Below are 22,160 nucleotides of genomic sequence, written 5' to 3' on the forward strand. Positions count from 1 at the left end.
CAAGCCGGACTTCGTGGTTCTCGATGAGCCAACATCGGCTCTCGATGTTTCGGTGCAGGCGAACATCCTGAACACCCTCAAGGGACTGCAGAAGGAATACGGCTTCTCGTACCTCTTCATAAGCCACGACCTCGGCGTCGTCAAGTATATGAGTCACAGAATGGGCGTCATGTACCTGGGTAAGCTTGTTGAAGTCGGGCCGGCCAAGAGGATATTTGAGAACCCGCTTCATCCCTATACCCAGATGCTCCTCTCTGCGATTCCTGTGCCCGATCCGGAGCTGGCCAGGACAAAGAAGAGGATGGAGGTCAAGGGGGAGCCACCAAGTCCGGTAAACCCGCCGAAAGGCTGCCGCTTCCATCCCCGCTGTCCCCTGGCCAAGGCAGGCCTCTGCGACAGGAGGGAGCCACCACTAATCGAGGTTGAGAAGGACCACTACGTCGCGTGCTGGCTGTATGAGAAATCTTAGTCTTTTCCCTATTTTATTCCGAGCGTATCATGGAGAAGGGCGGAGTAAAACGCCGTCCTGAACCGGGGGTCCTTTTTAAGAAGGTTTGTGTAGACCTGATCCTTTCCGGAGTCCTTCATGACCGTCCCACCCTCCAGCCATAGCCTCATGTAGATCGTACCTTCGGTGACTATCCTGATGTCCCCTAGGTCACTGGAGCCCTTAACCCCGAGTATCCCTTTGAGAAGCGCCAGTCCCAGGGAATTCTCCCTCTCCGTTTCGGCGAGCCTTTCGTCGATGTCGATATGCCTGCTGTGCCCCGTGGGGATGCCTATCATCCTGAGTATGTTCCACCGCCTTATATGAGAGACTCTTCTCTCCAGAACCTCTTCGGTGGCCCGTTCCAGATTTTCAAACGTGTCCTTCAGCAGCTTCTCCAGGTTCTCCGGAAGAAGCACTGGGAGGGGGTTTTGAGCGGAGTTGAGGAATCTCTCTTTATCAGGGTCCTTTACGAGGACCGCTTTCCTCGGTTCAATCGAGACGAACTCGATAAAATACGAGTCCATGGCCAACCTTCGTATGCTCTTCCCTTTTTTTATGACCCTGAAGACTGTGAAAGGAACCTCCATAGGCATCCCAAAGGTATTTAACCGTGGCCCCAATAAGTCTTGCGGTGGAAGATGAGGGTCGATGAACTTCCGGTTGATGAGAGGATAAAGAGAATCATCATTGAGAGAGGCATAGGAGAGCTGTACCCGCCCCAGGCCGAAGCCCTCACCAGTGGAGTGCTGGAGGGACGGAACTTAGTTCTGGCGATCCCAACGGCTAGTGGAAAAACACTGGTCAGCGAGGTGGTCATGGTAAGCAGGCTCCTTCGGGAGGGTGGCAAGGCGGTCTACCTGGTTCCGCTCAAGGCCCTCGCCGAGGAGAAGTACCGCGAGTTCAAGATTTGGGAGGCCTTGGGCCTGCGCGTTGCGGCAACCACCGGTGATTACGACTCCAGTGATGAGTGGCTTGGGAATTATGACATCATCGTTGCCACGGCCGAGAAGTTCGACTCTCTGCTTCGTCATGGAGCCAACTGGGTAAAGGACGTGGGACTGGTCATCGCTGATGAGGTTCACCTCATAGGCTCGTACGACAGGGGGGCAACGCTTGAGATGATCCTGAGCCACATGCTGGATCAGGCGCAGATCCTCGCCCTGAGCGCTACAATTGGAAACGCCGAGGAACTGGCGGAATGGCTCAACGCGGAGCTCGTCGCGAGCGACTGGCGGCCGGTTCAGCTCAGGAAAGGGGTCTTCTCCCACGGACTCCTCACATGGGAGGATGGTAGCACCGAGCGTCATCCCGAGAACTGGGCATCCTTGGCCACGGGTGCAGTCCAGAAAGAAAAACAGGCTCTGGTGTTTGTGAACACCCGCCGCTCTGCCGAGAGGGAGGCCCTGAGCCTGAGCGGAAAGATCTCCCGGCTCCTGACGAAACCGGAGAGAAGGACGTTGAACGACCTCGTGGGCTCCATAGAGGATAATCCAACGACTGAGAAACTCAAGAGGGCCCTTAAGGGGGGCGTTGCATTCCACCACGCGGGTTTGAGCAGGATAGAGAGGACTTTAATCGAAGATGCCTTCCGTGATGGCATCATTAAGGTGATAACGGCCACACCGACGCTCAGTGCTGGAATAAATCTCCCAGCGTTCCGTGTTATTATAAGAGACACCAAGCGTTACGCCGGCTTCGGCTGGACTGACATTCCCGTTTTGGAGCTTCAGCAGATGATGGGACGTGCCGGGAGACCCAAGTACGATAAGGTGGGCGAGGCCATAATCGTTGCGAGGACTGAGGATCCGAAGAAGCTGATGGAGAGGTACGTCTTTGGAAAGCCGGAGAAGCTCTTTTCAATGCTGGCCAATGAGCAGGCATTTAGGAGTCAGATCCTGGCGTTGATAACCAACTTCGGTGTTTCCAGTTTTCAGGAGCTCCTGCACTTCCTGGAGAAGACGTTCTACTTCCACCAGAGGAGTGATACATCATCGCTGGAGTGGAAGGCGAAGGAGATAGTCTATTTCCTCATCGAAAACGACTTTATCGACATGGGGACCGACGACCGCTTCATGCCCCTGCCCCTTGGAAGGAGAACCTCCCAGCTCTACATAGACCCACTGACGGCCAAGAAGTTCCACGACGCTTTTCCAAAGCTCGAGGATAATCCGAACCCCTTCGGAATCTTCCAGCTCATGGCATCGACGCCGGACATGGCCACGTTGAACGCCCGGAGACGGGAGATGGAGGACTACCTCGACCTGGCATATGAGATGGAGGATAAGCTTTACACGAACATCCCCTACTACGAAGACTCGCGCTTCCAGGGATTTTTGGGCCAGATAAAAACGGCAAAGGTGCTCCTCGACTGGATAAACGAGGTTCCGGAGACGAGGATATACGAGACCTACAACATAGACCCCGGCGACCTACACAGGATCCTCGAACTGGCCGACTGGCTCATGTATTCGCTCATAGAGCTCTACAGGCTCTTCGAGCCAAAGGCAGAGGTTCTGACCTACCTCCGTGACCTGCACCTCCGCCTGCGCCACGGCGTTCGCGAGGAGCTCCTCGAACTGGTCAGATTGCCTAACATCGGGAGAAGGAGGGCGAGGGCCCTCTACAACGCCGGATTCCGCACGCAGGATGACGTAATGCGCGCCAAGGTGAGAGATCTTCTGAAGGTGGAGGGCATAGGCATGAAGGTCGTTGAGGGCCTCTTCAACCACTTCGGCGTCGAGATGCCGGGGGTGAAAGGGAGGCGAAAGAACGGGAATAAAAGAACCAGGAAAGGCACCCTCGACGATTTTTTGAAGTGAGTTAAGCTTTTAAACCCCCTCTTTTTACTCTGGCGTGGGCACTATGATAGTCATCGTAACCGGGATGCCAGGATCCGGAAAGAGCAAGATCGTGAAGGAGTTTGAGAGTAGGGGATTTCCGAGCGTTTCTATGGGAGATATTGTGAGGGAGGAGACCGTAAAGCGGGGTCTCGAGCTCACCAAAGAGAACGTCGCCAAAGTCAGCATAAGGCTTCGGCAGGAGCTCGGCCAGAACGCGGTTGCGAAACTCGCGGTTGAGAAGGTTCGGGAGTTGCTGAGGGAAACAGACGTGGTGGTAATCGACGGCGTCCGCTCTCTGGACGAAGTGGGGACGTTTAGGAGCGCTTTTCCGGGGGAGAGGATAGTGACCATCGCCGTACACACCCCTCCGAGACAGCGTTTTGAACGGCTCAGGGCCAGGGGCAGGCACGATGACCCAAGGAGCTGGGAGGACTTTGAGGAGAGGGACTGGAAGGAGCTGAAGTTTGGCATAGGCAACGTCATGGCTATGGCCGACTACATGCTGGTGAACGACGGCCCCCACGAGGATTACATCAGGCGCGTCAAGGAGCTCGTGAGGACCATCCTATCCGAGCATTGAATCTAGGAAGAGCATGACGTAGAAACCCGCGAAGAAGCCCAGGGTGACGAGCGTCTCGTTCTTCTCCATCCTGTATATCTCTGGGATCATCTCCTTAACCGTGACGTAGAGCATCGCGCCCCCAGCCATTCCAAGTCCGTAGGGGAGAAGCCAGCTGAAGAGGGTGAAGAAGTAAGCCCCGACAAGGACCATCGCCATCTCCGCCAGACCGCTCAGGACGCCCATGAGTATCGGCTGGAGCCTCTTCCCCTGCAGCGTTGCGAGGGGGAGGGAGACAACGGTTCCCTCGGGGAAGTCCTGTATGCCTATGGCTATGGTTGTCACGAGGCCGACCTCTAGGCTGTAGACTAGTGATGTTCCGACGGCCAGGCCTTCGGGCAGGTTGTGGATTATCACAGCTATCACCAGCAGCCACACCTTTCTCAGACGCTCTTTCATGGATCTAGGCCCCTCGTACCCCCTGGCCAGGTGTTCGTGGGGGAGGAGGCGGTCTATTGCGTAGATAATCAGAACACCCAGTGTTATGCCTATTCCTGCTGGAATAAACGAACCTGTACTCCCTATCGCGGGGAGGATCAGTGACGTGAACGCCGCGACTATCATAACCCCTGCGGCAAAGCTGAGGGAGAAGTCTACCCCTTCCTCCGGCAAACGTTTGGCGAATATCGCCACCATTGCCCCTAGAGATGTCATTATGGCCACGAATAAGCCCGCATAGAAGGCCACCCACATGATTTCACCGTTTGAAACCCTCAGTATCCAGCCGGCGAGGTTCGTGATGAAGTTCTCTAACACTGTTAGGACACCCTAACTATTTTGGTGGTTGGGTTTATAAGGCTTCTTCCGAGCATTACCCCGGTGGTGAGAATGGAGCTGTTTGAGGAAGTTGAAGTTGAGACCCATGTTTGCCCTACGGAGGACTTGGAAAAGGTGAAGACTGCGATGCTCAACCTCATTCCCGGGCTTGAGTTTGAGGTGTTCGAAAAGGAGGAGTACACCATCCTCACCGGGAAGACGACGAGTAGAAAAGCCCTCCAGAGGCTTTACGAACTCTTCCGCGGTCAGGCGATACTTGACACGGCGCGCTCATTCTTGGAGGATGGTTACTTCGGTGAGGAAATAATTCTGAGGGTTAACAAGCAGGCCGCCTACGCCGGATCCGTTAACTTCAACGAGGAAAGTCCCCTTGGCCCGATAACAATAATCATAAGAACCAAGGATCCACAGGGACTCATGAAGTGGCTCGCACCGAGGACGAGGGATGGAATTCCGGTGGAATAAAAAGAGAAATGCTCAGTCTCTCCTTCTCCTCTTTTTACCCCAGGATATCTTTGCCGTCAGCACTTTTTCGCTGGAAAATATCCTTGCCGCGAAGTAGAGGGTTACTAGGGACAGGGCGCTTAGGTATGCGATGCTGAGTGTCATGGGACCATAGCTCCCGGAGAGGGCGTACCTGTAGGCCAGTATTGGGTGGGTAAACGGATCCGCTAGGAGACCGTAGTGCGCCAGGGCTGGTAGCTCATTGATGTCTGTGAACATCAGGATAAATGCCGGGAACGCGAGCGGCAGTATGACCGAGCTCACGACCGTATTTGCGCTCTGGACATCCTCCGCAAACACCGCCAGTATCATCGCGAGGCTCAGTGCAAAGACTATCGTCAGGAACACCACGAGTGCAAAGAGCAGCATTCCCATCGGGGTGACACCCAGGCCAAGCTCCTTCAGGGTCACTCCCGTCTCCGTTGTGAATGAGCCGAGGTAGCTTTTAAGACCTATCATGTAAGCCAGAGCGGCTATCAGGCCCATGATCGCGGTTCCGCTGATTTTTGAGGCCACTATGGTCGTCCTCTTAACTGGAAGGGTCAGGAGGGTTTCAAGGGTCTTGTTCTCCTTCTCGCTTGCTATGGCTCCTGCCGCCATCTGGGCGGTTATCGTCACCATCAGAAAGACTATGAGGGGAAGGCTGATCGCCTGCGATGTGAGGACGCCCGAGACGAGCGACGGTGGGGCGTTCACTATATGGTGATTTATGAAGGATCTGCTCTCCGCCCTAACCGGGTGAAGGAGGGCCTCTGGTTGACCGACGTTCAGGTTTTTGAGCTTCAGCTTTGCTATCTCCTCCGATAGGACGTTTATGACTGCATTTATCCTGGATTCACTGACGCTTTCCCTGACCCCCGTTCCTACGGAGTGGAAGATTCCGTAGACTTCCACAGTAGCGATCCTGTTGTCCTCGATGCTGACGCTGAAGTTGCGTGGTATGACGACGAGGACGTTCTGTTTTTCCTGGTAGGCTCGGTTCAGCGCCCCCTGAAGTGAGCTCGCGTTTATCTGTGTGACCGTCACGTTTGGGGCTGCGGTTAGGGCGTTAACCAGCACCCTCCCGTACGGGCCGTCGTCGAGGCTGACTATGACGACGTGGGTCTCCCCCTGGGCCGTTTCCATTCCGACCTGCATCACCTTTCCCATGGCGGGATATATTATCAGTGGTACTATTATAAGGCCGAAGAGCAGTTTCTTGTCCCTTATGAGGCTCAGTATCTCCTTCCTCGCAAGCACCCAGAAATCGCTCATGATCCCTCACCATCCACCGGTTCAACCGCCCTCATAAAGACCTCCTCGAGGTTCTCGGCACCATAGCGCTCCTTCAGCTCCTCCGGGGTCCCTATCTCGATGATCTTTCCCCTGTTTATCAGGGCAACGCGGTCACAGAGGAACTCGACCTCAAGCATGTTGTGGCTGGAGACCAGAAAGGTCGTTCCCTCCTCCCTGGCGAAGCGTTTTATTGTCTTCCTGATCGTGTAAGCGTTGACTATATCCAGCCCGCTCGCCGGTTCGTCGAGTATCGCCAGCCCTGGCATCACCATCAGCGCCCTTGCCAGGAGCAGTTTTCGGGTCATACCCTTAGAGTAGGTGGCCACTTTGTCGTTCAGTCTGTTTCCCAGGTTGGAAATTTTCTTTCCGAGCTCCACCATTCCTGTCGCCTTTTCATCATCTTTGGCGTACAGCCTCGCCATGAGTCGGAGATACTCGATCCCCGTGAGGTTCTTGTAGGCACCGGCCTCCTCCGGAAGGTAGCTTATTAGGGCCCGCACCTTCTCGGCTTCCCTGACCACATCGTGCCCGAACACCTCGGCCCTTCCCCCGGTCGGCTTCAGCAGAGTTGCCAGTATCTTCAGGGTGGTGCTCTTGCCCGCCCCGTTCGGCCCGATGAGGCCGAATATCTCACCCTCGTTGATGGAGAAGCTTATCCCCTTGAGGGCCTTCACCTTTCCGTAGTCCTTCTCCAGGTTCAGAACTTCAACCATGGGCATGTTTGGCCCTCCCAACTTTGTAGAGTACGAGACCAAGGATTGATAATGTTGCCCCAAAAACGAAGAGGCTCAGGATCGATGAATAACCACTTATGATGGCAATGCCAAGGCCGCTCGAAAGGCCCAGCCAGCCGTTTAATTCGTGGTCGTTTTTAAAGCCATGGCCGAGCCCCAGGAGCAGCGCCCCAACAGCGACCAGCCCGAGCTCAATGATGAAGATGGGCGTGTTTATCCCCGTATAGACCTCTCCACTCGGCACTTTCATGCAGGCCAGCCGTTCAATGGGCGGCTCTGCTATGCCTAGGCTTATGCCGAGGAGATAAACCATCAGCCCGGCCAATTTCTTACTCATCCCTATCACCCTCGTAAAGGAATACGTCCTCGATTTTAACGCCGAAAAAGCGCGCTATCCTAAAAGCTAATCTCAGCGATGGGTCGTATTTACCCTTCTCAATCGCTATCACCGTCTGCCTCGTTACCCCTAGGGCCTTCGCCAGTTCCTCCTGGGTTAAGCCTTTGGCCTCCCTTAGCTCTCGCAGGCGATTTTTCATAGGCTCACATCCTCCCGGCATAATAGGCTCTGAAGATGAGGTTGCCTAGGAATATGGTAGCGAATATCAGGACGGCGAGGTTGGTGCACCGCTCGTCCCTGAGAACCAGCCACGAGTAGTAGAGCGCCGCCACTGTGACGAGAAGGACGAGCTCCAGGGTTCTCGCCGCTGAGAGTTTGGCTATCTCGAAGGCCCTCTCGTCTGGGGGAAGACCGATATCCCTCACTATCGTCCGGGTCATGAAATGGCCCAGGAGTCCGCCTCCAACAATGGCAACCAACGAGACTAAGATGAGTTCGTTCATTCACATCCTCCTCCTGTAGTAGATCCCAGCCCCGATCATCGAGAGGCTCCAAGTTAACATGAATAAAATGGAGAGCGTTTCAGAGCTCGGGTTCCACAGGTGGAAGAGGCTCACCAACAGAACTATTGAGGCAACGAACGTCATGTTCCTGCCGACCATTGCCCAGGACTTGAGCTCTATCAGCTCAACCCTCTCATCCGTGAGGGGTTCCTCTGGAGTTAATGTGGCCCTTTTTACCCGGAGGATAAGCGCCCAAGACACCACTACAACCAGGACAAGAAGCGCGCCGGGAGTTCTTTTCAGATACCCCGTCATGATGAAAGCCCCTATAGCCGAGGTTGTTCCCAGTAGAATTCCCAGGGACAACAGTTGCAGGATCACCTCTCTTTTCTCGACCATCTCTGAGCCGGTAATCGTCAGAAGTCCCCACCCACCGATGAACGCTATCCCAAAGACGAGGACGCCAACGAGGAGCGGAAACGTCCACTCCGGAGGGTTGGAGCTTACCACCATCGTTCCGCCACTTGCTTCATAAAGCCAGGCAAGATAAAGGACATACACCAGGGCAAAGACAAGTAGAAGACCGAGCACGTTTCGCTTCCAGCGCTCCATTCACATCACCCGCTCATAATGCGCCTTCAGGACTGCCGCGGCCAGGACACCCGCTAACATCGACAACAGGAGCCACTTTGAAAGCAGAACCACAGTTTCATAGTCATGGCCAGCGAGCCAGATCAGTTCGTAGCCAAGAACGACGAAACCGACTCCCATGCCTTGGTAAAAACTCTTCATGGTTATCAGCTCGGTCCTTTCGTCTCTGAGGGGCCCTACTTTCTTCTCGTAGGTCTTCGCAAGGACCCAGGTTCCGAGCCAGACGAGGGTGAAGAAGAACCAGCTTAGGTATGTGCTGGTTCGCGAGTAATAACTCACCAGGAAAATTGTCGTGAACAGAAAGACGAAGTGAATGACCCCGAACCTCACTCACATCACCCGCTTGTAATGATAGTGAGAAATCAGGGGCACGGCCGCACCAAGGGCGAGGGGAATTATAAGCTTCGTAGCCACCTCGACGTTCTCCTTGTTGTACTCCCATAGATATTCAGCGAAGAGGAAAAAGCTCATCACAGCATAGCCGTTCCTCGCGCTCTTCGCACTTATGAGCCTGCTCCTCTCATCCTCAATCCTCTCAACCTTTGAGTCGTAGTACCAAGCCAGCAGATAGCTTAGCAAAAAGCCCGCGACAAAAATTCCCACAGCCAGAAGGGCTTTTCCGGACTTTGTTGAGTAAGCCAGCCCGATTATCATGCCCGTGATGAGAATCCCGAGCAGGCCTTCGTACTTCATTCACATCACCCTCAAGTAGTAGTGTTTCAGCGCGACCTTTAGAACCGAGACGAGAACCATCAGGGCAAGGGAGAGGTAGTAGGCGCTCCTCAGCTCCGGGCAGCTCTGGGAAAGTACCGCCAGACCCACCACGCTGAAAGCGAGGACGAGCACCAAAACCTGAAGCGTCCTTCTTGATGCCATCTCCTCAATGCGGAGCGTTCTCTCATCGTTTATAATCTCACCGCGCCTCTTAACCCACTCGGAATATAAGAAGGTCGTGGCAATTGCCCCAGCCAGAACCCCAAAGGCGAGTGCGGCGTTTCCCATCCAGAGGGCCACGGCCAACAGCGATGCGGTCGTGGCCGGAATCGCATATCCAATTGCCTTCCATCCTTCCACATTCATCACCATGTAAAGTTTCCTTTACGTAAAGCTTCCTTTACATCCTTATAAGCCTTTCCCCTCAAAGTTTTTAAAGCAAAGGCAATAACTCAATCCGCGCGGGGGTAGCCGAGCCTGGCCAAAGGCGCGGGATTTAGGGTCCCGTCCCGCAGGGGTTCGCGGGTTCGAATCCCGTCCCCCGCACCATACAAACTTCGCCTTTGCGACGTTGAAGTGGAGCTTCAACGCACGGGATGATAGTCCCGTTGAGTTTGACCAAGACTCGTGATTCTTCTCTAAATGCACTTCTGTGAGGTTTGCACTTTCAAACGGCTATTTTCTCGGGGAAATTCTCTTTAGGGGGCTATTAAACGTGTTTTCTCTAAAAAGCGCTCCTTCGGAGCGCGTGAAAGTGTAAACCTAATGGCAACGGCTCTTAACTTGGAGAATTTCACACATCCAAGGGGCTATTGGAAGTGCAAACACTCACCAAAAAGCTCCCTATCACAGGAATCACTAACTTTGATGAAACTTTGCTCAGCAAAGTTTCCTTGATGAATCTTTTCCCAAAAGCTTCAGCGCTGGCGGAAGGTTATGTGCTTCTTCTAAAGCATTCATTTTTGAGCGGGTTTTTTCCTAACTTACCCCTTGGTGAGTGTTTCACGCTCTAAATGGCGTCCAAAGGACGCCTTCTTGAGTGAAACACTCTTCAAAAAGCACGTGAAAAAGGAACCAAACTCAAAATGGACACCTCTAGAATAATGAATCTTGTTTTCCGCCAGCGCTTTCGTCGGAAAGGGCTGTTATGGTGGGCCCGCGGGGACTTGAACCCCGGACCTCCACCGTGTGAGGGTGGCGTCATAACCAGTCTAGACCACGGGCCCATCCGAAGATAATGCCAAAAGCAGGGAATATAAAGCTTTCGCTGGGCTTTAGGTTTCTTCCAGTATCTTCCTTGGAGCCCTCCCGAACTCCACCAGGTATTCTGCCTCAACGATGTGGAGCCGCCCCGGGACAACCATGACATGAGGCTGTCTCCCGAAGTCCTCGTTTATCATATCTTTAACGTAGCCCGCCCGCAGTGTTGGATTCAGAGAGCCCGCCCTTGCAAGGACAACTACTAGAGTGTCGGGCGTGAAAATCCTATCACCTTTCATGTTCTCCACCTGGAGGAGTATCTCCATCGCCTCGTTGGCGGTCATGTAGCGGTTTTGGTGGGCTCTTATGTCGAGGAAGAGCATTGTATGAAGGCCCCTCTCGCGGTTCTCCCTGATTACGTCGTAGTGGCTGGTTGGAAACCAATTTTTCTCCGGATACGCCACCGTGGCGCTCTTCCCAAACTTGTATATCTGGAGGCCCGTTACGGCGATCGCCGAGTAGATGCTGGGTGCGTGGATTACGTGGCTTTCGATACCCATCCTCTTTGCCCTTATTCTGAGGTCGGAGTGCGTTGTTGCCACCATGGGATCCCCTGCCGTCAAAAAGGCAACGTCCTTTTTCTTGGCCTCACTTAGGACGGTGCGCTCAAAGTTGAGCTCAACATCCTCTCTGCTGAGCCTCTTTATAGGTTTACCTATCATGGCCTCTATTCTGTCCACCGTCGTTCCGGCCAGCAGGGATGTGTAGAACTCCGCAAACACCAGGTCGCATTTCTTAGCGGTCTCAAGCCCTTTGAGAGTGATGTCCCTCTCATCGTAAAGACCGAGTCCTATGAAGTAAATCGCCATCGTCTCACCGGCGGAAGTTTCCCTTCCACCTTTTAAGATTACCCTCGCAGCGCATGCTAGTTTCATGTTGCCGTGTGAGCCCAGTGCCACCTTAACCCTCGCTGTGGGGTGAGAACCAGCTGTGAACCGGGTTTGCCTAACTTGCCTGGCTTTTTATGTGGAGAGCCGACCCAACGTTCATCAGAAAAGGCTGTTGTGGTGCGGTGGCCGGGATTTGAACCCGGGTCACCGGCTTGGAAGGCCGGTGTCCTAGACCAGGCTAGACTACCACCGCGCAGAAAGTGGTGGGGCGAGGGGGATTTGAACCCCCGACACCCGGATCTTCAGTCCGGCGCTCTCCCAGGCTGAGCTACCGCCCCACGCCCAAAGATAAAAGGCCGGAGCGAATTTATAAATCTTGCGGTGAGCCGAAAGCAGACCCACCTTGGGAAGGAATCCGTGAGGCGGCACTATACCCTTGGTTCAACAGCGTAGACCGTCTCGTCCTCTCTAATACCATCGATGAGTCCCCTGTGCCGCCTCACGCAGCTCTCGCACTCGCCGCAGTGTATGGGCTTTCCATCCCTTGTGAAGCCCTTCGGCATATAGCAGGAGCTGGAGTACTCGTACTTGGCGCCAAGCTCCTTTAAACGTTTAGCTATGCCCCTCTTGTCGAGGTCTATTAGCGGGGCGACGACCTTCACGTCTGCCATTGTTCCGTATTTCAGCATCTCGTTCATCTTTTCGACAAACTCTGAAGTGTTGTCCGGAAAAGTTGCCCCCTCCTCGGCGTTGAAGCCGACTATTATATCGCCCCCGCCGAGCGCATCGAGGAGCGAAGCCGCTAAGCTTATCAGCACGACGTTTCTCGCCGGAATCCAGACGCTTTTTGCTGTTTCTTTGGCCCTCTCAAAATTCTCAAGCTCTTCTCTAGTAACCTTCGGTGTCTCCCCCCCAACGAGCGTCGTTCCCCTCAGCTTTGAGAACTCCTCAAGAAAGTCGAGGCGGACTATCTTCAATGGAACATCCAGCTCCTTCGAGAAGAACTCCGCGACCCTGTTCGTAACGCGCTCCTCGTTGCTTCCGTAGTTGGCGGTGACCATTATGACCTCGTCGTAGTTTCTCTTCGCCCAGTAGAGGCAGGCGGTACTGTCAAGCCCACCCGAGAACAAAACCACCGCGCGCTTCATGGTATCACCCCTAGATTAAAGTTGGGCCGGCGATTAAAAACTTACTCCAGCGCTAGGCCGACTATCTCTTCCACACTCGAAAAGCCCTCGCTTTTGAGGTATCCAGTTATCCCCTCGTTTATCTCCCGGAATACTCCCCATCCCCGGAGTGAGACGGCTGTACCAACCTGAAGGGCCGAGGCTCCGGCGAGGAGAAACTCAACCGCGTCCCACCACGTCGTTATACCCCCAATTCCTATCACCGGGATTTCAAGTGTTCTCGCGAGGTCGTAGACGGCCCTCAAGGCGACGGGCTTCACTCCGGGCCCCGAATAGCCTCCGACCCTGTTGCTCAGTATCGGCCTCCTCGCGTAGACGTCTATGGCTATCGCCTTCAGCGTGTTTATGGCGGAGACCGCATCTGCCCCCGCTTTTTCGGCTGCAAGACCGAGCTTCGTTATGTCGTTCGTGTTCGGAGTCAGCTTCGCTATCACTGGCCTGTCAGTGGCGTCTTTAATTGCCCTGACCACCTCGTAGACGTTCTCCGGTTTCTGGCCTATTTCCATGCCGTAGCCCTTTGCATGGGGACAGCTGAGGTTGAGCTCGAAGGCGTCCGCAACGTCACTTAGCTTCTCGGCCAAAAAGGCAAACTCCTCTGGTGTCCCTCCGAAAATCGAGACGATCAGCGGGAAGTCGAAGGTGAAGCCTTCAACCATCTCAAGGAAGCCCTTCCAGCCGGGGTTCGGCAGTCCCATCGCGTTTATCAATCCATAGGGGAGCTCCACGATCGTTGGGTTGGCATAACCCTTCCTCGGCTCGATTCCGATGGATTTGGTGATCACCCCCCCCGCACCTTCCTTATACGCTCTAATCCACTGCTCCGGAACCTTGTCATCTATCCCCGATGCGAGAAGAAGGGGGTTCTTAAGGTCAACTCCAAGAAGTTTGACTTTTAATGACGGCATCTTCGCACCTCACTAGGGAATGGGGTGATTATATTAAGGTTTTCTCCCTTCCCGGAGTTCCATACGCACGTCTTCGTCCATGAGTATGAAAAGCGCTAGTCCCGAAAGGAGCGTCAGGCTTACGGCGGCCAGTGAGAAGATGGATATTACCCAGATTATCCCGAATATAAGGTCGAGGAGGGCAACGTAGGCACCCCCATCAACGGCAATGCCGTTTCCGAGGTATACTCCGGCTGCGAAGAGTATGTGAAACGTTCCTATGAGAACAAAGCCGGGAAACATATACTGCTCCCCATAGCTCAGAACGGCGAGACCGTAGAAGTAAATTGAGAGAAGGAGAAAAAATGAGACGACGATTAGTCTAGGCCTCATTTCCGAGTTCCTCCACCGGGAGCCTCATTCTGGAAGCGGCTAACAGGAGCCCGATTCCAATCAGAGTAACGGCCAGGAAAATCGCCATCCCCGTCCCTACCCCGCTCACTAGGAGGAACATAACGTTGGGTGCCACTGCGTTGGCGGAGTTTGAGATGAGGCCGAGTGCAAAGCTGGCGTCGGGGTAGACCTCCTTGGAATAGGCCGCCGGTGCGGTCGTCCAGAACGCTGGTCCGGTACCCTGCACTATCCCCGTTACCGCCAAACCGAGCAGAAGTGCGCTGTAATCTCCCGAGGAGAATCCCTTCCATACAAGAAGCAGCCCCAGGAACGTTACCGCGTACGAAATGCTCATGACGCTGACTATCGCCTTGAATAGACCACGGTTGCTACTGTTCTTGACTGATAAGCGGTATCCGAGGTACCCCATGATTATCGACCACACACCAAGGGACACCTCAAGGGAGGTCAGGAGTGTTGAGATCTGGGCGCCGCTGAAGGGTGCGTGTTTAACCGTGAACGAGCCTATGGTGAATATTATCCACAGTGCGGGGAAGAACGTGAAGCCGAAAACCCACGTGAACGGCATCCTCCAGACGCTTACGCTGCTCGTCCGTGATGTGCTCTTGGGGATTTCAAAGTCCTCGACGAGGAACCACCAAACCGCGAGCATCAGGTACATGATGACTGCTGATATAATAAATACCCTTTGAATGGCGCCCCAGTCCGAGCTGTTCGGTGCAAGCCAGCCCGCAAGGTGAACTCCGTAGAGCCCACCCCAGAATATTCCCGATAGTATTATGCCCTTTGCAAACGGTCTCCCCGCGAGGAAGAGCCTGGCGATCTGGTTGCTGAAGACCGCGATGAGGGCCACGATGAACCCCTGGAAGAACCTCAGGGCAACCACCACCCACCAGTTCCCGACGAACGGGATTATAAACTGGGGCACCGCAGCGAAACTGACTATAAGAGCGACGCTCCTTTTGAACGAGCCTTTGAAGAGGTTAGTCCCTCCAAGCAGAAACGCAACAAAGAGACCAACAACGTAAGCGTCCTGCTGGTAGCTGAGTGCTGAACCGCTGATTCCGTAGTGAATTATAACCGCGTCTTTAAACCTCTCCAGCATGTGCATCGTACCGAATCCTGCCGCGAGAAGAATCGTGTTCAGTATGACGGTCATCCACCTGCTGTTTTTCATGTCAGCACCTCCTTTATTACATCATGTCATATCCTGCCTTTTCATATCCTGCCTTTCTACATCCCGAAGGGCAACAATAACCTCAAATCTCCGAGAGGGCGTTCCTCATCCTCTCCATGGCTTCTACAAGCTGGTCCTTCTTGGTCGCGTAGCTTATCCTTATCCACCCTTCCCCCTGCTTTCCGAAGGCGGTACCGGGGATAACGACGACTCCGGCCTTCTCAAGGAGCCAGTTTGCGAAGTCTTCGCTGCTCATATCGAGCTCCGGGTCAATCTTGGCCCACACATAGAAGGCTCCCTTGGGCTTGAATGGAGTTATGTGGGGCATGTTAAGAAGATTTTTAACGACTATCTTCCTCCTCTCCGCGTAGGTTCTGCGCATCTCCTCAAGTCCCGCCCAGCTGCGGCTGTCCCTGAGTGCTGTTATTCCGGCTATCTGGATGAAGGAAGCAACGTTTCCAATGACGTACGCGTGAAGTTTTATCATGTCCTTGATTATCTGATCCGGTGCTATTGTAAAGCCCAGCCTCCAGCCCGTCATGGCGAACGTCTTTGAGAAGCTGTTGGCTAGGATCGTGTTATCCGGGGCGTACTTTACCATCGGGTAGTGCTTGGCCCCCTCATAAAGGAAGTGTTCATAAGGCTCGTCGCTGAGTATGTAGAGGTTGTAATCCTCCGCAATATCAGCGAGGGCCTTTACGTCCTGTTTTTTCATAACGGCTCCGGTGGGGTTGTTGGGGTAGTTCACCACCAGCATCCTGGTGCGCTTGGTTATTGTCTCCACGAGCTCATCAGGGTCAACGCGGAAACCGTTCTCTTCCCTCAGGGGGATGCGAATTATCCCCGCCTCCGCTATCTTGGCGTCTTCCACGTAGCAGACGAAAGCGGGATCCGGGATTATGACGTCGTCCCCTTCCTCAAGAAGTGACTGAAACGCTAGGTACGTCCCCTCGTACGCACCCGCCGTTACGATGATGTTGTCTGGATGAACGTCGATCTTATAAAAATCGCTGTAATACTCCGCGATCGCCTCACGGAACTCCGGAATCCCCGCGTTTGGGGTGTAATGAGTGTATCCTTCGTCCAGGGCCCTTTTGGCGGCGTCCTTTATGACCCCCGGAGTGTCGAAGTCGGGCTCTCCAATCCCTAGGGAAATAACGTTCTTCATCTTCCTTGCCTTTTCAAAGAGCTCCCTAATCTTTGAGCGCTGAAGCAGGTTTATCCTGCCGGCCATAAAGTACTTACGCTTTTTGTATCTCATGAGCATCACCCCTTAAGCACGCAGAGATTAGAGCACTATTTTATAAATCTATCCTGTATGTGACCCAGTTCATCCCCAATTTTGCCTATAAAACTTCAACGAGAGCCGCGTTTTCAAAAAAAGTTTTCGCTTCTTCTCTCCTGCATTCAGCAGGCGGCATCTTCTTCAGGTTGAATTCCCTCATGAATTCCATGCACTCCTCCTCACTTCCAAAGAAAACCAGGTAGTTCTCACCCCTCCTCACACCTACCCTCTCTATAGCATCCTTTATCTGAAGTGTTCCCGCAAGGCGCAGGAGCAACTCACCTCCTGGAGTCTTCGCATGATTCGTTCCCCTCTCAAAGGAGTGCAGGGTCAGAACCGCCGCGAACCTAACCACCTCGTCGCAGGGGGCCCTTACAACCTGTATCTTCCCACCAAGGCGTGGAATTATTCTCCCGACCTCATCCACCAGCACTCTGACTATGCATACGTTGCTCCAAGTGCTTCCCATTACACACCCCTCGGAGAGATGCGTTCCGTGCCGTTAAAACGCTTTCCTTTCTCTATTTTCAGCCTTTTTAAATGATTTTTTGTGTATCAAAAAGTTATTAAAAATTTTTTTAAAATCATAATATGCTGATAATATTAAGCAAGCGCAAAGTATTTAACTAATTAAAGCACTATCTATTTCAGCGGCTTAGTGGATTGGGTGGTGCAGTAATGACCAAGATGCGTATCATCAGTGTACAGCTCCCGCAGGGACTCATAAACGCCATGGATCAGCTTGTTAAGAGGGGTGCTTACCCAAACAGGAGCGAGATAATACGGGAGGCTATTCGTGAGCTCCTAAAGAGAGAGCTCTACCAGCTGGAAACTGAAGAACGGTCAATGCCTGACTACGTGCTGAAATAAGCCCTGGACTAAGCTTGCTCAAATAAGTCCTTGAATCATATCCTCCAATAATCGGTCCGAATGAATGAGGGGGTTGGGAAAATGGTGTTTAAGCTCTTGGAGCAGGCAGGGATTGACCTGAATCTAGACGATGAGAAACCAAAGGCAAAGATAGAGGGGTTCTCGGACGAGAACCTTGCTGATCTGATAAAAATAGCCATTGTGGGCGTTGGTGGTTCCGGGAACAACACGATAACCAGACTCTACGAACTCGGGGTTCAGGGGGCGGAGCTCATAGCTATGAACACGGACGCCCAGCATCTCGCCAGGATCAAAGCCCATAAAAAGCTCCTCCTCGGACGGGAGATCACCCAGGGGAAGGGCTCCGGGGGAGACCCTGAGGTGGGGTATCGGGCTGCCGAGGCAAGCGCTCACGAGATCGCCGAGACCATAGGGGACGTTGACTTGGTATTTATAACGGCCGGTATGGGTAATGGTACTGGTACGGGGGCTGCCCCGGTTATTGCGAAGGTTATAAAGGAGCGTGCCAGGCACAACGGTCGCTTTAGGGAACCGCTCGTCGTCAGTGTTGTAACCTATCCTTTCAGGAACGAGGGTAAGATAAGGATTGAGAAGGCCAAGGCCGGCATAAAGGCCCTCATGTACTACTCCGACACCGTCATCATAATCGAGAACGACAAGCTCCTCAAGCTCGTTCCGAAGCTCCCGATAAACGCGGCCTTCCGCTTCGCCGACGAGATAATAGCCAGGATGGTCAAGGGCATCACCGAGACCATAAAGCTCCCGTCCATGGTCAACATCGACTTCGCCGACGTTTACAGCGTTATGCACAACGGTGGTGCGGCACTCATTGGAATCGGTGAGAGTGATTCCAGTAACAGAGCGGTTGATGCGGTCAAGAACGCCCTTGAGAACAAGATGCTTGAGGTCGAGTACGGCAGCGGCGACAAGGCTCTGGTTCACTTTACAACCGGTCCGGACGTCAGTCTGGGTGAGATAAGCGCCGCTATGGACATAGTCTACGAGAAGCTCGGTGAGAAATCGGAGATAAAATGGGGTGCGAGGATAGACGAGGATATGGGCAAGGTCGTCCGCGCCATGGTCATAATGACGGGCGTTAAGTCTCCCAACATCCTGGGCGGTGAACATGCCCTGCGCGTCGGCGACAGATTTAAGGACAACATAATCACCCCCATAGACGCCAAGCCGTTTAAGAGCACCGATAAAGGATTTGAGAGCTCGTTCGGCGACATCGCTAGGAACAAGAAAGGCGAGATACCTGTCCACGCCAAGCGGGCGCTTGAAGGTTTTCTCGACCTTACCTGATTTTCGTTCTTTTTAACCCTCACAGGTGATTTTATGGCAGTGGTAATTAGCGTAGCGAACCAGAAAGGCGGTGTTGGAAAAACCACCCTGACAATGAACCTCGGTTGTGCACTGGCCTCAAAGGGAAAACGCGTTCTCCTCGTTGACATCGACCCTCAGTTCAACCTTACCTTTGGTCTCATTGGCATGGAGGTTTTGAACTACGAGAACAGCAACGTTGGCACACTGATGACGCGTGAGAGCGAGATCAACGACGCAATAGTGGAGATCAGCAATGACCTTCATCTGCTCCCCAGCCATCTAAACCTCTCTGTTAAGGAGATAGAGATAATAAACGCGTACAACCGGGAACGGCGGCTGGAGAAGGCCCTTACTCCGGTTTTACCGGACTATGACTACGTCCTAATAGACAACCCGCCCAGCATGGGCATATTCTTGGTCAACTCCCTGACGGCATCCGATTACGTTCTCATACCCCTGGAGCTCAGCTACTTCGGCGTCATCGGGATGCAGCTCATGTTCAACCTCATGCGCATGATCCGCGAGGAAACCAACGAGAACCTGAAGCTCCTCGGCCTCGTTCCAAACAAGTTCACAAGGCAGACCAAAGTTCCAAAGACCCGTCTAAAGGAACTCAAGGAAGCGTACCCGGACGCCCCCATCTTAAAAACGATACCGAAGGCCATCGCACTTGAGAAGGCTCAGGGTAAGGGCATGAGCATATTTGAGTTTGAGAACGATGGAAGGGCTGCAAAGGCGTTTATGAAACTGGCAAGAGAGGTGGTAAGAATTGCCGAGGGATAAACTTCCCAAGCTGTTTGATGGTTCCGTTAACGAGCTCACCAAGCCCTCCCGTTTAAAGGCGGGGGACAGGTCCCGTAGCTCCCTTAAGTCCGAGAAGAAACAGAAAACCCTCTACGTTACACTGGACATGAACCGGAAGCTCATTGAACTTTACGGGGAGGAAGGCAGGAGACAGAGTACCATAGTTGAAGACGCCGTTAATCTCTACTACTACCTCAAAAAAGCGCTCGGTGAGAAGAAATTCAACGAACTCCTGAGTGCCGTTGGAAGGGAAGATCCGGAGTTCCTAGCGGAATATATCTCAAAACTCAGGGTTTAAGTTAATTAAGAGCCTTTCAGTCAGTCCGCTGGAATAAACGGTTAAAATCGACGGCATCATTCGCAGTAAGTTTCCACGATCCTTTCTATTATCTTACTCGTCTTTGCACGATCCTTCTTGTACAGGTAGGGTATCCTTATGACCTCCGCTTCTATCCCGTGTTTCCTGAGGTCCTCTTTCAGTCTTTTGCAGTTGAACGCCTGATCGGGACCCACCGCAACCACGTCGGGGTTTATTCTTTTCACCAGCTCGAAGTCTATGCTTCCCGGGGCCCCTATGTAGACCTCATCAACGTATTTTATGGATCTCAGGACCTCTGCCCTATCCTCTGCGGGGTTTATGGGCTCCCTTTTCTTGTTCTTCCTGACGGTTTCGTCGCTGGCCACTATAACCACCAGCTCGTCCCCGAGTTCCCTTGCCTGCTTCAGGAAGTGCAGGTGGCCCACATGGAGCAGGTCGAAGACCCCCCCGACGAGGACCCGCACCTTCCCCCTCTCCGAGCCGATCATGTGACTTCACCGTTGTCCAACGGTTACTTCCCACATCCTGTCCTTTGCGTGGTGTATCACCTTAACGGCTTTTCCCCTGGGTTTCTCCTTCATGGCCCTGCCGTCCATGAGGGCCACCCCTATTGCCAATGGTCTGCCATAGTCCTCTTCAACCACGAATACAAAGTCTCCCTCCTTTATGCTCTCGTCGGCATCGGTTATTCCGGCGGCCATAACATCGGCGCCCTTGAGTATGAATGGAACCGCACCAGCGTCAACCACAACCCTGCGTTTCCAGTTCCTTAGGTTCTCGGTGTTCGACAGCTCATAGAGGGCGATGACCAGAGGAAAGACGAGCCCCCCTCGTTTTATGAACGTGGGCCTACCGTTCACAAGCAGGATGTCGGTGGTTTTGTCGAACTCCGCCAGTTCAACCCTGTCCTTCTTCCCAAGGAGCTCCCTGCCCATGTCCTCGCCGAAGATCTCCCCCATCTCCCGGATTATCTCACGGATCTCCCTTTTACTGAGAGGATGTTTGATCTTAAGTTCCATCACCTGTTCCCCCATTTATTTCCTCATGGAGCCGTCTGGCACTTTCTCCTGGGTTCTCACTCGCGTAAATACTTCTTCCCACGATGATGTAGTCTGCTCCGGCCTCTAAAACCTCACCCGCCCTGCCGCCCTGGGCACCGACGCCAGGGGTGAGGATTTTGATTCCCGGCTTCAGCTTCGAGCGTATGTATGAAACGCGTTCTGGCCTTGTCGCGGGGGCCACTATGCCGAATGGTTCCAGTTCGTTGGCCAGCTCCACCAGTCTGTCCGTGAGAGATTGAATGAACTCCCTTGCCCCCGGATGGCTCATCTCGGTGACCATTATGACCTCGCCCAGATCCATAACGGCCCTTACACTGTCCCTGCCAGTGAACCCATGGGCGATGATGTAGTCCGCTCCTGCCTCGAAAACCTTGCTAGCTATCAGCCGGTTGGTGTTTGGGATGTCCGCGAGTTTGAGATCCGCGATTATCGGAAGCCCGGTTTCCACTTTAAGCCCCCTTATGATTCCCAGTCCAGAACCCAGTATCAGCGGCCAGTTGACCTTTACGGCCCACAGGTAATCCGCAGTCTCCCTTGCCACCCTCAGGGCAGTTCCCTTTTCGTACACGTCAAGCGCCAGGATGAGCCTTTTCATCACCTCACCCCGCAATGGACTTGATCTCCCCGGGTAATACCTCTGCTTTTAGCGCGAGGGCAACGTGGTAGGCACTCTTCATGGCATCTCCGGGGTTCTCCGCCCAGGTCACGACCACAAGGCAGCCTTCATTCAGCTCTGGCATCCTTTTGATGTCCTCATCGAGGGCCGGCATGGTCTCCCTGAGAGGTCTCTTGTCCTCTGGAAACACGACCTCCCCTTCGTCCACCACCAGTATCATAGCACCCTTTGCGAAGTACCGTATGGCTTCATCGCGGAGCTCTATGCTTTTGAACTCCGGGGGGTTTCTAACCACCACGGCGTACGCGGGATAGCTATCGATCCTGTGTACCTCCCGTGCTTCTGAGAAGTTCTCCGTAATCCCACGAACAAGGGATACCCCCTTTTCCGTGAGCGAATGCCCCCTCTGGGCGGAGCGTATAAGTCCCAGGTTGGTTAACCTCCTTAAGAGCGTCCTGACACTGCCCTCCCCTATGTTGAGTAACTCTGATATGGTTTTTCTCCCCGTGGGCTCTCCAAGGAGGAACAGTGTCGCAACAGCATCCTCAAGGGTAAATTCCGGATAGGCTCCCCTCTTCCAGCTCATCGACTTCCCTCCAGAGATGATACCCCCCACAAGATTAAAAGCTTGTTGGGTGGACGTTCTGACGTGGGACTCCGGG

30 protein-coding genes and 4 tRNA genes are annotated in these 22,160 nt (G+C 53.6%); 9 read left to right on the forward strand and 25 right to left on the reverse strand.

The window, feature by feature from the left end:
- Positions 1 to 469: ABC transporter ATP-binding protein (locus tag MVK60_RS01555; RefSeq protein ID WP_297435769.1), on the forward strand; the 469-nt coding region annotated here is incomplete at its 5' end.
- Between the two features lie 8 nt (positions 470 to 477).
- Here MVK60_RS01555 and MVK60_RS01560 read toward each other — a convergent pair.
- Entirely contained in the window at positions 478 to 1,083 is a 606-nt protein-coding gene (locus tag MVK60_RS01560) for a hypothetical protein (RefSeq protein WP_297435771.1), read from the reverse strand.
- A 45-nt stretch (positions 1,084 to 1,128) separates the two neighbouring features.
- Between MVK60_RS01560 and MVK60_RS01565 the strand changes: the two genes are divergently transcribed.
- Positions 1,129 to 3,309 (forward strand): ATP-dependent DNA helicase, encoded by a 2,181-nt coding sequence (locus MVK60_RS01565; protein WP_297435909.1) that lies wholly within the window; start codon positions 1,129 to 1,131, stop codon positions 3,307 to 3,309.
- Between the two features lie 43 nt (positions 3,310 to 3,352).
- Entirely contained in the window at positions 3,353 to 3,910 is a 558-nt protein-coding gene (locus MVK60_RS01570) for a dephospho-CoA kinase (RefSeq protein ID WP_297435911.1), read from the forward strand.
- Here the strand turns inward: MVK60_RS01570 and MVK60_RS01575 are convergent.
- Complete coding sequence (locus tag MVK60_RS01575) at positions 3,896 to 4,705, reverse strand: ZIP family metal transporter (RefSeq protein WP_297435773.1); 810 nt, start codon at positions 4,703 to 4,705, stop codon at positions 3,896 to 3,898. The genes MVK60_RS01570 and MVK60_RS01575 overlap by 15 nt on opposite strands.
- Positions 4,706 to 4,777: 72 nt before the next feature.
- On the opposite strand from MVK60_RS01575, the gene MVK60_RS01580 reads away from it, so the two are divergent.
- Positions 4,778 to 5,191 (forward strand): RNA-binding domain-containing protein, encoded by a 414-nt coding sequence (locus MVK60_RS01580; protein ID WP_297435912.1) that lies wholly within the window; start codon positions 4,778 to 4,780, stop codon positions 5,189 to 5,191.
- A gap of 12 nt (positions 5,192 to 5,203) precedes the next feature.
- Here the strand turns inward: MVK60_RS01580 and MVK60_RS01585 are convergent, their stop codons facing one another.
- The 9 genes from MVK60_RS01585 to MVK60_RS01625 are packed head-to-tail and all read right to left on the reverse strand — an operon-like array spanning position 5,204 to position 9,810.
- A complete protein-coding gene (locus MVK60_RS01585) occupies positions 5,204 to 6,484 on the reverse strand; it encodes an ABC transporter permease (RefSeq protein ID WP_297435775.1) in 1,281 nt (426 codons plus the stop codon).
- The gene (locus MVK60_RS01590; RefSeq protein WP_297435777.1) at positions 6,481 to 7,224 is read right to left on the reverse strand and encodes an ABC transporter ATP-binding protein; all 744 of its coding nucleotides are present in this window, start codon (positions 7,222 to 7,224) and stop codon (positions 6,481 to 6,483) included. The genes MVK60_RS01585 and MVK60_RS01590 overlap by 4 nt, the downstream gene beginning before the upstream one ends.
- Positions 7,211 to 7,576: a hypothetical protein gene (locus MVK60_RS01595; protein WP_297435780.1), complete on the reverse strand. Its 366-nt coding sequence runs from the start codon at positions 7,574 to 7,576 to the stop codon at positions 7,211 to 7,213. Before MVK60_RS01595 ends, MVK60_RS01590 begins: the two co-directional genes overlap by 14 nt.
- Positions 7,569 to 7,775: a helix-turn-helix transcriptional regulator gene (locus tag MVK60_RS01600; protein WP_297435782.1), complete on the reverse strand. Its 207-nt coding sequence runs from the start codon at positions 7,773 to 7,775 to the stop codon at positions 7,569 to 7,571. The genes MVK60_RS01595 and MVK60_RS01600 overlap by 8 nt, the downstream gene beginning before the upstream one ends.
- 4 nt (positions 7,776 to 7,779) lie before the next feature.
- Positions 7,780 to 8,079: a DUF2178 domain-containing protein gene (locus tag MVK60_RS01605; RefSeq protein ID WP_297435784.1), complete on the reverse strand. Its 300-nt coding sequence runs from the start codon at positions 8,077 to 8,079 to the stop codon at positions 7,780 to 7,782.
- The gene (locus MVK60_RS01610; RefSeq protein WP_297435786.1) at positions 8,080 to 8,691 is read right to left on the reverse strand and encodes a hypothetical protein; all 612 of its coding nucleotides are present in this window, start codon (positions 8,689 to 8,691) and stop codon (positions 8,080 to 8,082) included.
- Positions 8,692 to 9,060: a hypothetical protein gene (locus MVK60_RS01615; protein ID WP_297435788.1), complete on the reverse strand. Its 369-nt coding sequence runs from the start codon at positions 9,058 to 9,060 to the stop codon at positions 8,692 to 8,694.
- Positions 9,061 to 9,423: a DUF2178 domain-containing protein gene (locus MVK60_RS01620; protein WP_297435789.1), complete on the reverse strand. Its 363-nt coding sequence runs from the start codon at positions 9,421 to 9,423 to the stop codon at positions 9,061 to 9,063.
- On the reverse strand, positions 9,424 to 9,810 hold the full coding sequence (locus MVK60_RS01625) for a DUF2178 domain-containing protein (RefSeq protein ID WP_297435791.1): 387 nt from the start codon (positions 9,808 to 9,810) through the stop codon (positions 9,424 to 9,426).
- A 95-nt stretch (positions 9,811 to 9,905) separates the two neighbouring features.
- Here MVK60_RS01625 and MVK60_RS01630 point away from each other — a divergent pair.
- A tRNA-Leu gene (locus tag MVK60_RS01630) sits at positions 9,906 to 9,993 on the forward strand.
- A 599-nt stretch (positions 9,994 to 10,592) separates the two neighbouring features.
- Here MVK60_RS01630 and MVK60_RS01635 read toward each other — a convergent pair.
- From MVK60_RS01635 to cgi121, 10 genes are all read right to left on the reverse strand, one after another.
- Positions 10,593 to 10,670 (reverse strand) — tRNA-Val (locus tag MVK60_RS01635).
- Between the two features lie 48 nt (positions 10,671 to 10,718).
- Positions 10,719 to 11,513, reverse strand: coding sequence for a diphthine synthase (gene dph5 / locus MVK60_RS01640; RefSeq protein WP_297435793.1), 795 nt, complete (start codon positions 11,511 to 11,513; stop codon positions 10,719 to 10,721).
- A 196-nt stretch (positions 11,514 to 11,709) separates the two neighbouring features.
- A tRNA-Gly gene (locus MVK60_RS01645) sits at positions 11,710 to 11,787 on the reverse strand.
- A gap of 8 nt (positions 11,788 to 11,795) precedes the next feature.
- A tRNA-Phe gene (locus tag MVK60_RS01650) sits at positions 11,796 to 11,872 on the reverse strand.
- A gap of 90 nt (positions 11,873 to 11,962) precedes the next feature.
- Positions 11,963 to 12,682: a 7-cyano-7-deazaguanine synthase QueC gene (queC, locus tag MVK60_RS01655; RefSeq protein WP_297435795.1), complete on the reverse strand. Its 720-nt coding sequence runs from the start codon at positions 12,680 to 12,682 to the stop codon at positions 11,963 to 11,965.
- A gap of 41 nt (positions 12,683 to 12,723) precedes the next feature.
- On the reverse strand, positions 12,724 to 13,626 hold the full coding sequence (locus MVK60_RS01660) for a dihydroorotate dehydrogenase (RefSeq protein ID WP_297435798.1): 903 nt from the start codon (positions 13,624 to 13,626) through the stop codon (positions 12,724 to 12,726).
- 33 nt (positions 13,627 to 13,659) lie between these two features.
- Positions 13,660 to 13,998 (reverse strand): hypothetical protein, encoded by a 339-nt coding sequence (locus MVK60_RS01665; protein ID WP_297435800.1) that lies wholly within the window; start codon positions 13,996 to 13,998, stop codon positions 13,660 to 13,662.
- Positions 13,988 to 15,196, reverse strand: a complete 1,209-nt coding sequence (locus MVK60_RS01670) for an MFS transporter (RefSeq protein WP_297435802.1) — start codon at positions 15,194 to 15,196, stop codon at positions 13,988 to 13,990. Before MVK60_RS01670 ends, MVK60_RS01665 begins: the two co-directional genes overlap by 11 nt.
- An 82-nt stretch (positions 15,197 to 15,278) precedes the next feature.
- The gene (locus MVK60_RS01675; protein WP_297435914.1) at positions 15,279 to 16,457 is read right to left on the reverse strand and encodes an aminotransferase class I/II-fold pyridoxal phosphate-dependent enzyme; all 1,179 of its coding nucleotides are present in this window, start codon (positions 16,455 to 16,457) and stop codon (positions 15,279 to 15,281) included.
- A gap of 85 nt (positions 16,458 to 16,542) precedes the next feature.
- A complete protein-coding gene (cgi121, locus tag MVK60_RS01680) occupies positions 16,543 to 16,950 on the reverse strand; it encodes a KEOPS complex subunit Cgi121 (RefSeq protein WP_297435804.1) in 408 nt (135 codons plus the stop codon).
- A gap of 209 nt (positions 16,951 to 17,159) precedes the next feature.
- Here cgi121 and MVK60_RS01685 point away from each other — a divergent pair, with 209 nt between their 5' ends.
- From MVK60_RS01685 to MVK60_RS01700, 4 genes are all read left to right on the forward strand, one after another.
- The gene (locus MVK60_RS01685) at positions 17,160 to 17,351 is read left to right on the forward strand and encodes a ribbon-helix-helix domain-containing protein (RefSeq protein ID WP_297435806.1); all 192 of its coding nucleotides are present in this window, start codon (positions 17,160 to 17,162) and stop codon (positions 17,349 to 17,351) included.
- An 81-nt stretch (positions 17,352 to 17,432) separates the two neighbouring features.
- Entirely contained in the window at positions 17,433 to 18,677 is a 1,245-nt protein-coding gene (gene ftsZ / locus MVK60_RS01690) for a cell division protein FtsZ (RefSeq protein ID WP_297435808.1), read from the forward strand.
- A 33-nt stretch (positions 18,678 to 18,710) separates the two neighbouring features.
- Positions 18,711 to 19,481 carry a ParA family protein gene (locus tag MVK60_RS01695; protein WP_297435810.1) on the forward strand — a complete coding sequence of 257 codons (771 nt, stop codon included), beginning with the start codon at positions 18,711 to 18,713 and terminating at the stop codon, positions 19,479 to 19,481.
- Positions 19,468 to 19,800, forward strand: a complete 333-nt coding sequence (locus MVK60_RS01700; RefSeq protein WP_297435812.1) for a CopG family transcriptional regulator — start codon at positions 19,468 to 19,470, stop codon at positions 19,798 to 19,800. The genes MVK60_RS01695 and MVK60_RS01700 overlap by 14 nt, the downstream gene beginning before the upstream one ends.
- 56 nt (positions 19,801 to 19,856) lie before the next feature.
- Here MVK60_RS01700 and MVK60_RS01705 read toward each other — a convergent pair whose 3' ends face one another.
- Genes MVK60_RS01705 through MVK60_RS01720 form a run of 4 tightly spaced genes read right to left on the reverse strand, consistent with a single transcriptional unit; the run spans position 19,857 to position 22,084 of the window.
- A complete protein-coding gene (locus MVK60_RS01705) occupies positions 19,857 to 20,306 on the reverse strand; it encodes an FAD synthase (RefSeq protein WP_297435916.1) in 450 nt (149 codons plus the stop codon).
- A gap of 9 nt (positions 20,307 to 20,315) precedes the next feature.
- Positions 20,316 to 20,840, reverse strand: a complete 525-nt coding sequence (locus MVK60_RS01710) for an RNA-binding protein (RefSeq protein ID WP_297435814.1) — start codon at positions 20,838 to 20,840, stop codon at positions 20,316 to 20,318.
- Positions 20,830 to 21,477 (reverse strand): orotidine-5'-phosphate decarboxylase, encoded by a 648-nt coding sequence (gene pyrF / locus MVK60_RS01715; RefSeq protein ID WP_297435815.1) that lies wholly within the window; start codon positions 21,475 to 21,477, stop codon positions 20,830 to 20,832. Before pyrF ends, MVK60_RS01710 begins: the two co-directional genes overlap by 11 nt.
- Before the next feature lie 4 nt (positions 21,478 to 21,481).
- The gene (locus tag MVK60_RS01720; RefSeq protein ID WP_297435817.1) at positions 21,482 to 22,084 is read right to left on the reverse strand and encodes a DUF4443 domain-containing protein; all 603 of its coding nucleotides are present in this window, start codon (positions 22,082 to 22,084) and stop codon (positions 21,482 to 21,484) included.
- Positions 22,085 to 22,160 lie beyond the last annotated feature (76 nt).

This window comes from Thermococcus sp. (assembly GCF_026988555.1).
Taxonomy (GTDB): Archaea; Methanobacteriota_B; Thermococci; order Thermococcales; family Thermococcaceae; genus Thermococcus.

Bases quoted from the DNA above. Each gene is read 5' to 3' on its own strand.
- MVK60_RS01590 (WP_297435777.1), bottom strand. From the start codon at position 7,224: ATGCCCATGGTTGAAGTTCTGAACCTGGAGAAGGACTACGGAAAGGTG.
- MVK60_RS01605 (WP_297435784.1), bottom strand. From the start codon at position 8,079: ATGAACGAACTCATCTTAGTCTCGTTGGTTGCCATTGTTGGAGGCGGA.
- MVK60_RS01585 (WP_297435775.1), bottom strand. From the start codon at position 6,484: ATGAGCGATTTCTGGGTGCTTGCGAGGAAGGAGATACTGAGCCTCATA.
- MVK60_RS01565 (WP_297435909.1), top strand. From the start codon at position 1,129: ATGAGGGTCGATGAACTTCCGGTTGATGAGAGGATAAAGAGAATCATC.
- MVK60_RS01685 (WP_297435806.1), top strand. From the start codon at position 17,160: ATGACCAAGATGCGTATCATCAGTGTACAGCTCCCGCAGGGACTCATA.
- MVK60_RS01710 (WP_297435814.1), bottom strand. From the start codon at position 20,840: ATGGAACTTAAGATCAAACATCCTCTCAGTAAAAGGGAGATCCGTGAG.
- MVK60_RS01720 (WP_297435817.1), bottom strand. From the start codon at position 22,084: ATGAGCTGGAAGAGGGGAGCCTATCCGGAATTTACCCTTGAGGATGCT.
- MVK60_RS01695 (WP_297435810.1), top strand. From the start codon at position 18,711: ATGGCAGTGGTAATTAGCGTAGCGAACCAGAAAGGCGGTGTTGGAAAA.
- MVK60_RS01580 (WP_297435912.1), top strand. From the start codon at position 4,778: ATGGAGCTGTTTGAGGAAGTTGAAGTTGAGACCCATGTTTGCCCTACG.
- MVK60_RS01560 (WP_297435771.1), bottom strand. From the start codon at position 1,083: ATGCCTATGGAGGTTCCTTTCACAGTCTTCAGGGTCATAAAAAAAGGG.
- MVK60_RS01670 (WP_297435802.1), bottom strand. From the start codon at position 15,196: ATGAAAAACAGCAGGTGGATGACCGTCATACTGAACACGATTCTTCTC.
- MVK60_RS01570 (WP_297435911.1), top strand. From the start codon at position 3,353: ATGATAGTCATCGTAACCGGGATGCCAGGATCCGGAAAGAGCAAGATC.
- MVK60_RS01620 (WP_297435789.1), bottom strand. From the start codon at position 9,423: ATGAAGTACGAAGGCCTGCTCGGGATTCTCATCACGGGCATGATAATC.
- cgi121 (WP_297435804.1), bottom strand. From the start codon at position 16,950: ATGGGAAGCACTTGGAGCAACGTATGCATAGTCAGAGTGCTGGTGGAT.
- dph5 (WP_297435793.1), bottom strand. From the start codon at position 11,513: ATGGCGATTTACTTCATAGGACTCGGTCTTTACGATGAGAGGGACATC.
- MVK60_RS01595 (WP_297435780.1), bottom strand. From the start codon at position 7,576: ATGAGTAAGAAATTGGCCGGGCTGATGGTTTATCTCCTCGGCATAAGC.
- MVK60_RS01675 (WP_297435914.1), bottom strand. From the start codon at position 16,457: ATGAGATACAAAAAGCGTAAGTACTTTATGGCCGGCAGGATAAACCTG.
- MVK60_RS01660 (WP_297435798.1), bottom strand. From the start codon at position 13,626: ATGCCGTCATTAAAAGTCAAACTTCTTGGAGTTGACCTTAAGAACCCC.
- MVK60_RS01665 (WP_297435800.1), bottom strand. From the start codon at position 13,998: ATGAGGCCTAGACTAATCGTCGTCTCATTTTTTCTCCTTCTCTCAATT.
- pyrF (WP_297435815.1), bottom strand. From the start codon at position 21,477: ATGAAAAGGCTCATCCTGGCGCTTGACGTGTACGAAAAGGGAACTGCC.
- queC (WP_297435795.1), bottom strand. From the start codon at position 12,682: ATGAAGCGCGCGGTGGTTTTGTTCTCGGGTGGGCTTGACAGTACCGCC.
- MVK60_RS01600 (WP_297435782.1), bottom strand. From the start codon at position 7,775: ATGAAAAATCGCCTGCGAGAGCTAAGGGAGGCCAAAGGCTTAACCCAG.
- ftsZ (WP_297435808.1), top strand. From the start codon at position 17,433: ATGGTGTTTAAGCTCTTGGAGCAGGCAGGGATTGACCTGAATCTAGAC.
- MVK60_RS01610 (WP_297435786.1), bottom strand. From the start codon at position 8,691: ATGGAGCGCTGGAAGCGAAACGTGCTCGGTCTTCTACTTGTCTTTGCC.
- MVK60_RS01625 (WP_297435791.1), bottom strand. From the start codon at position 9,810: ATGAATGTGGAAGGATGGAAGGCAATTGGATATGCGATTCCGGCCACG.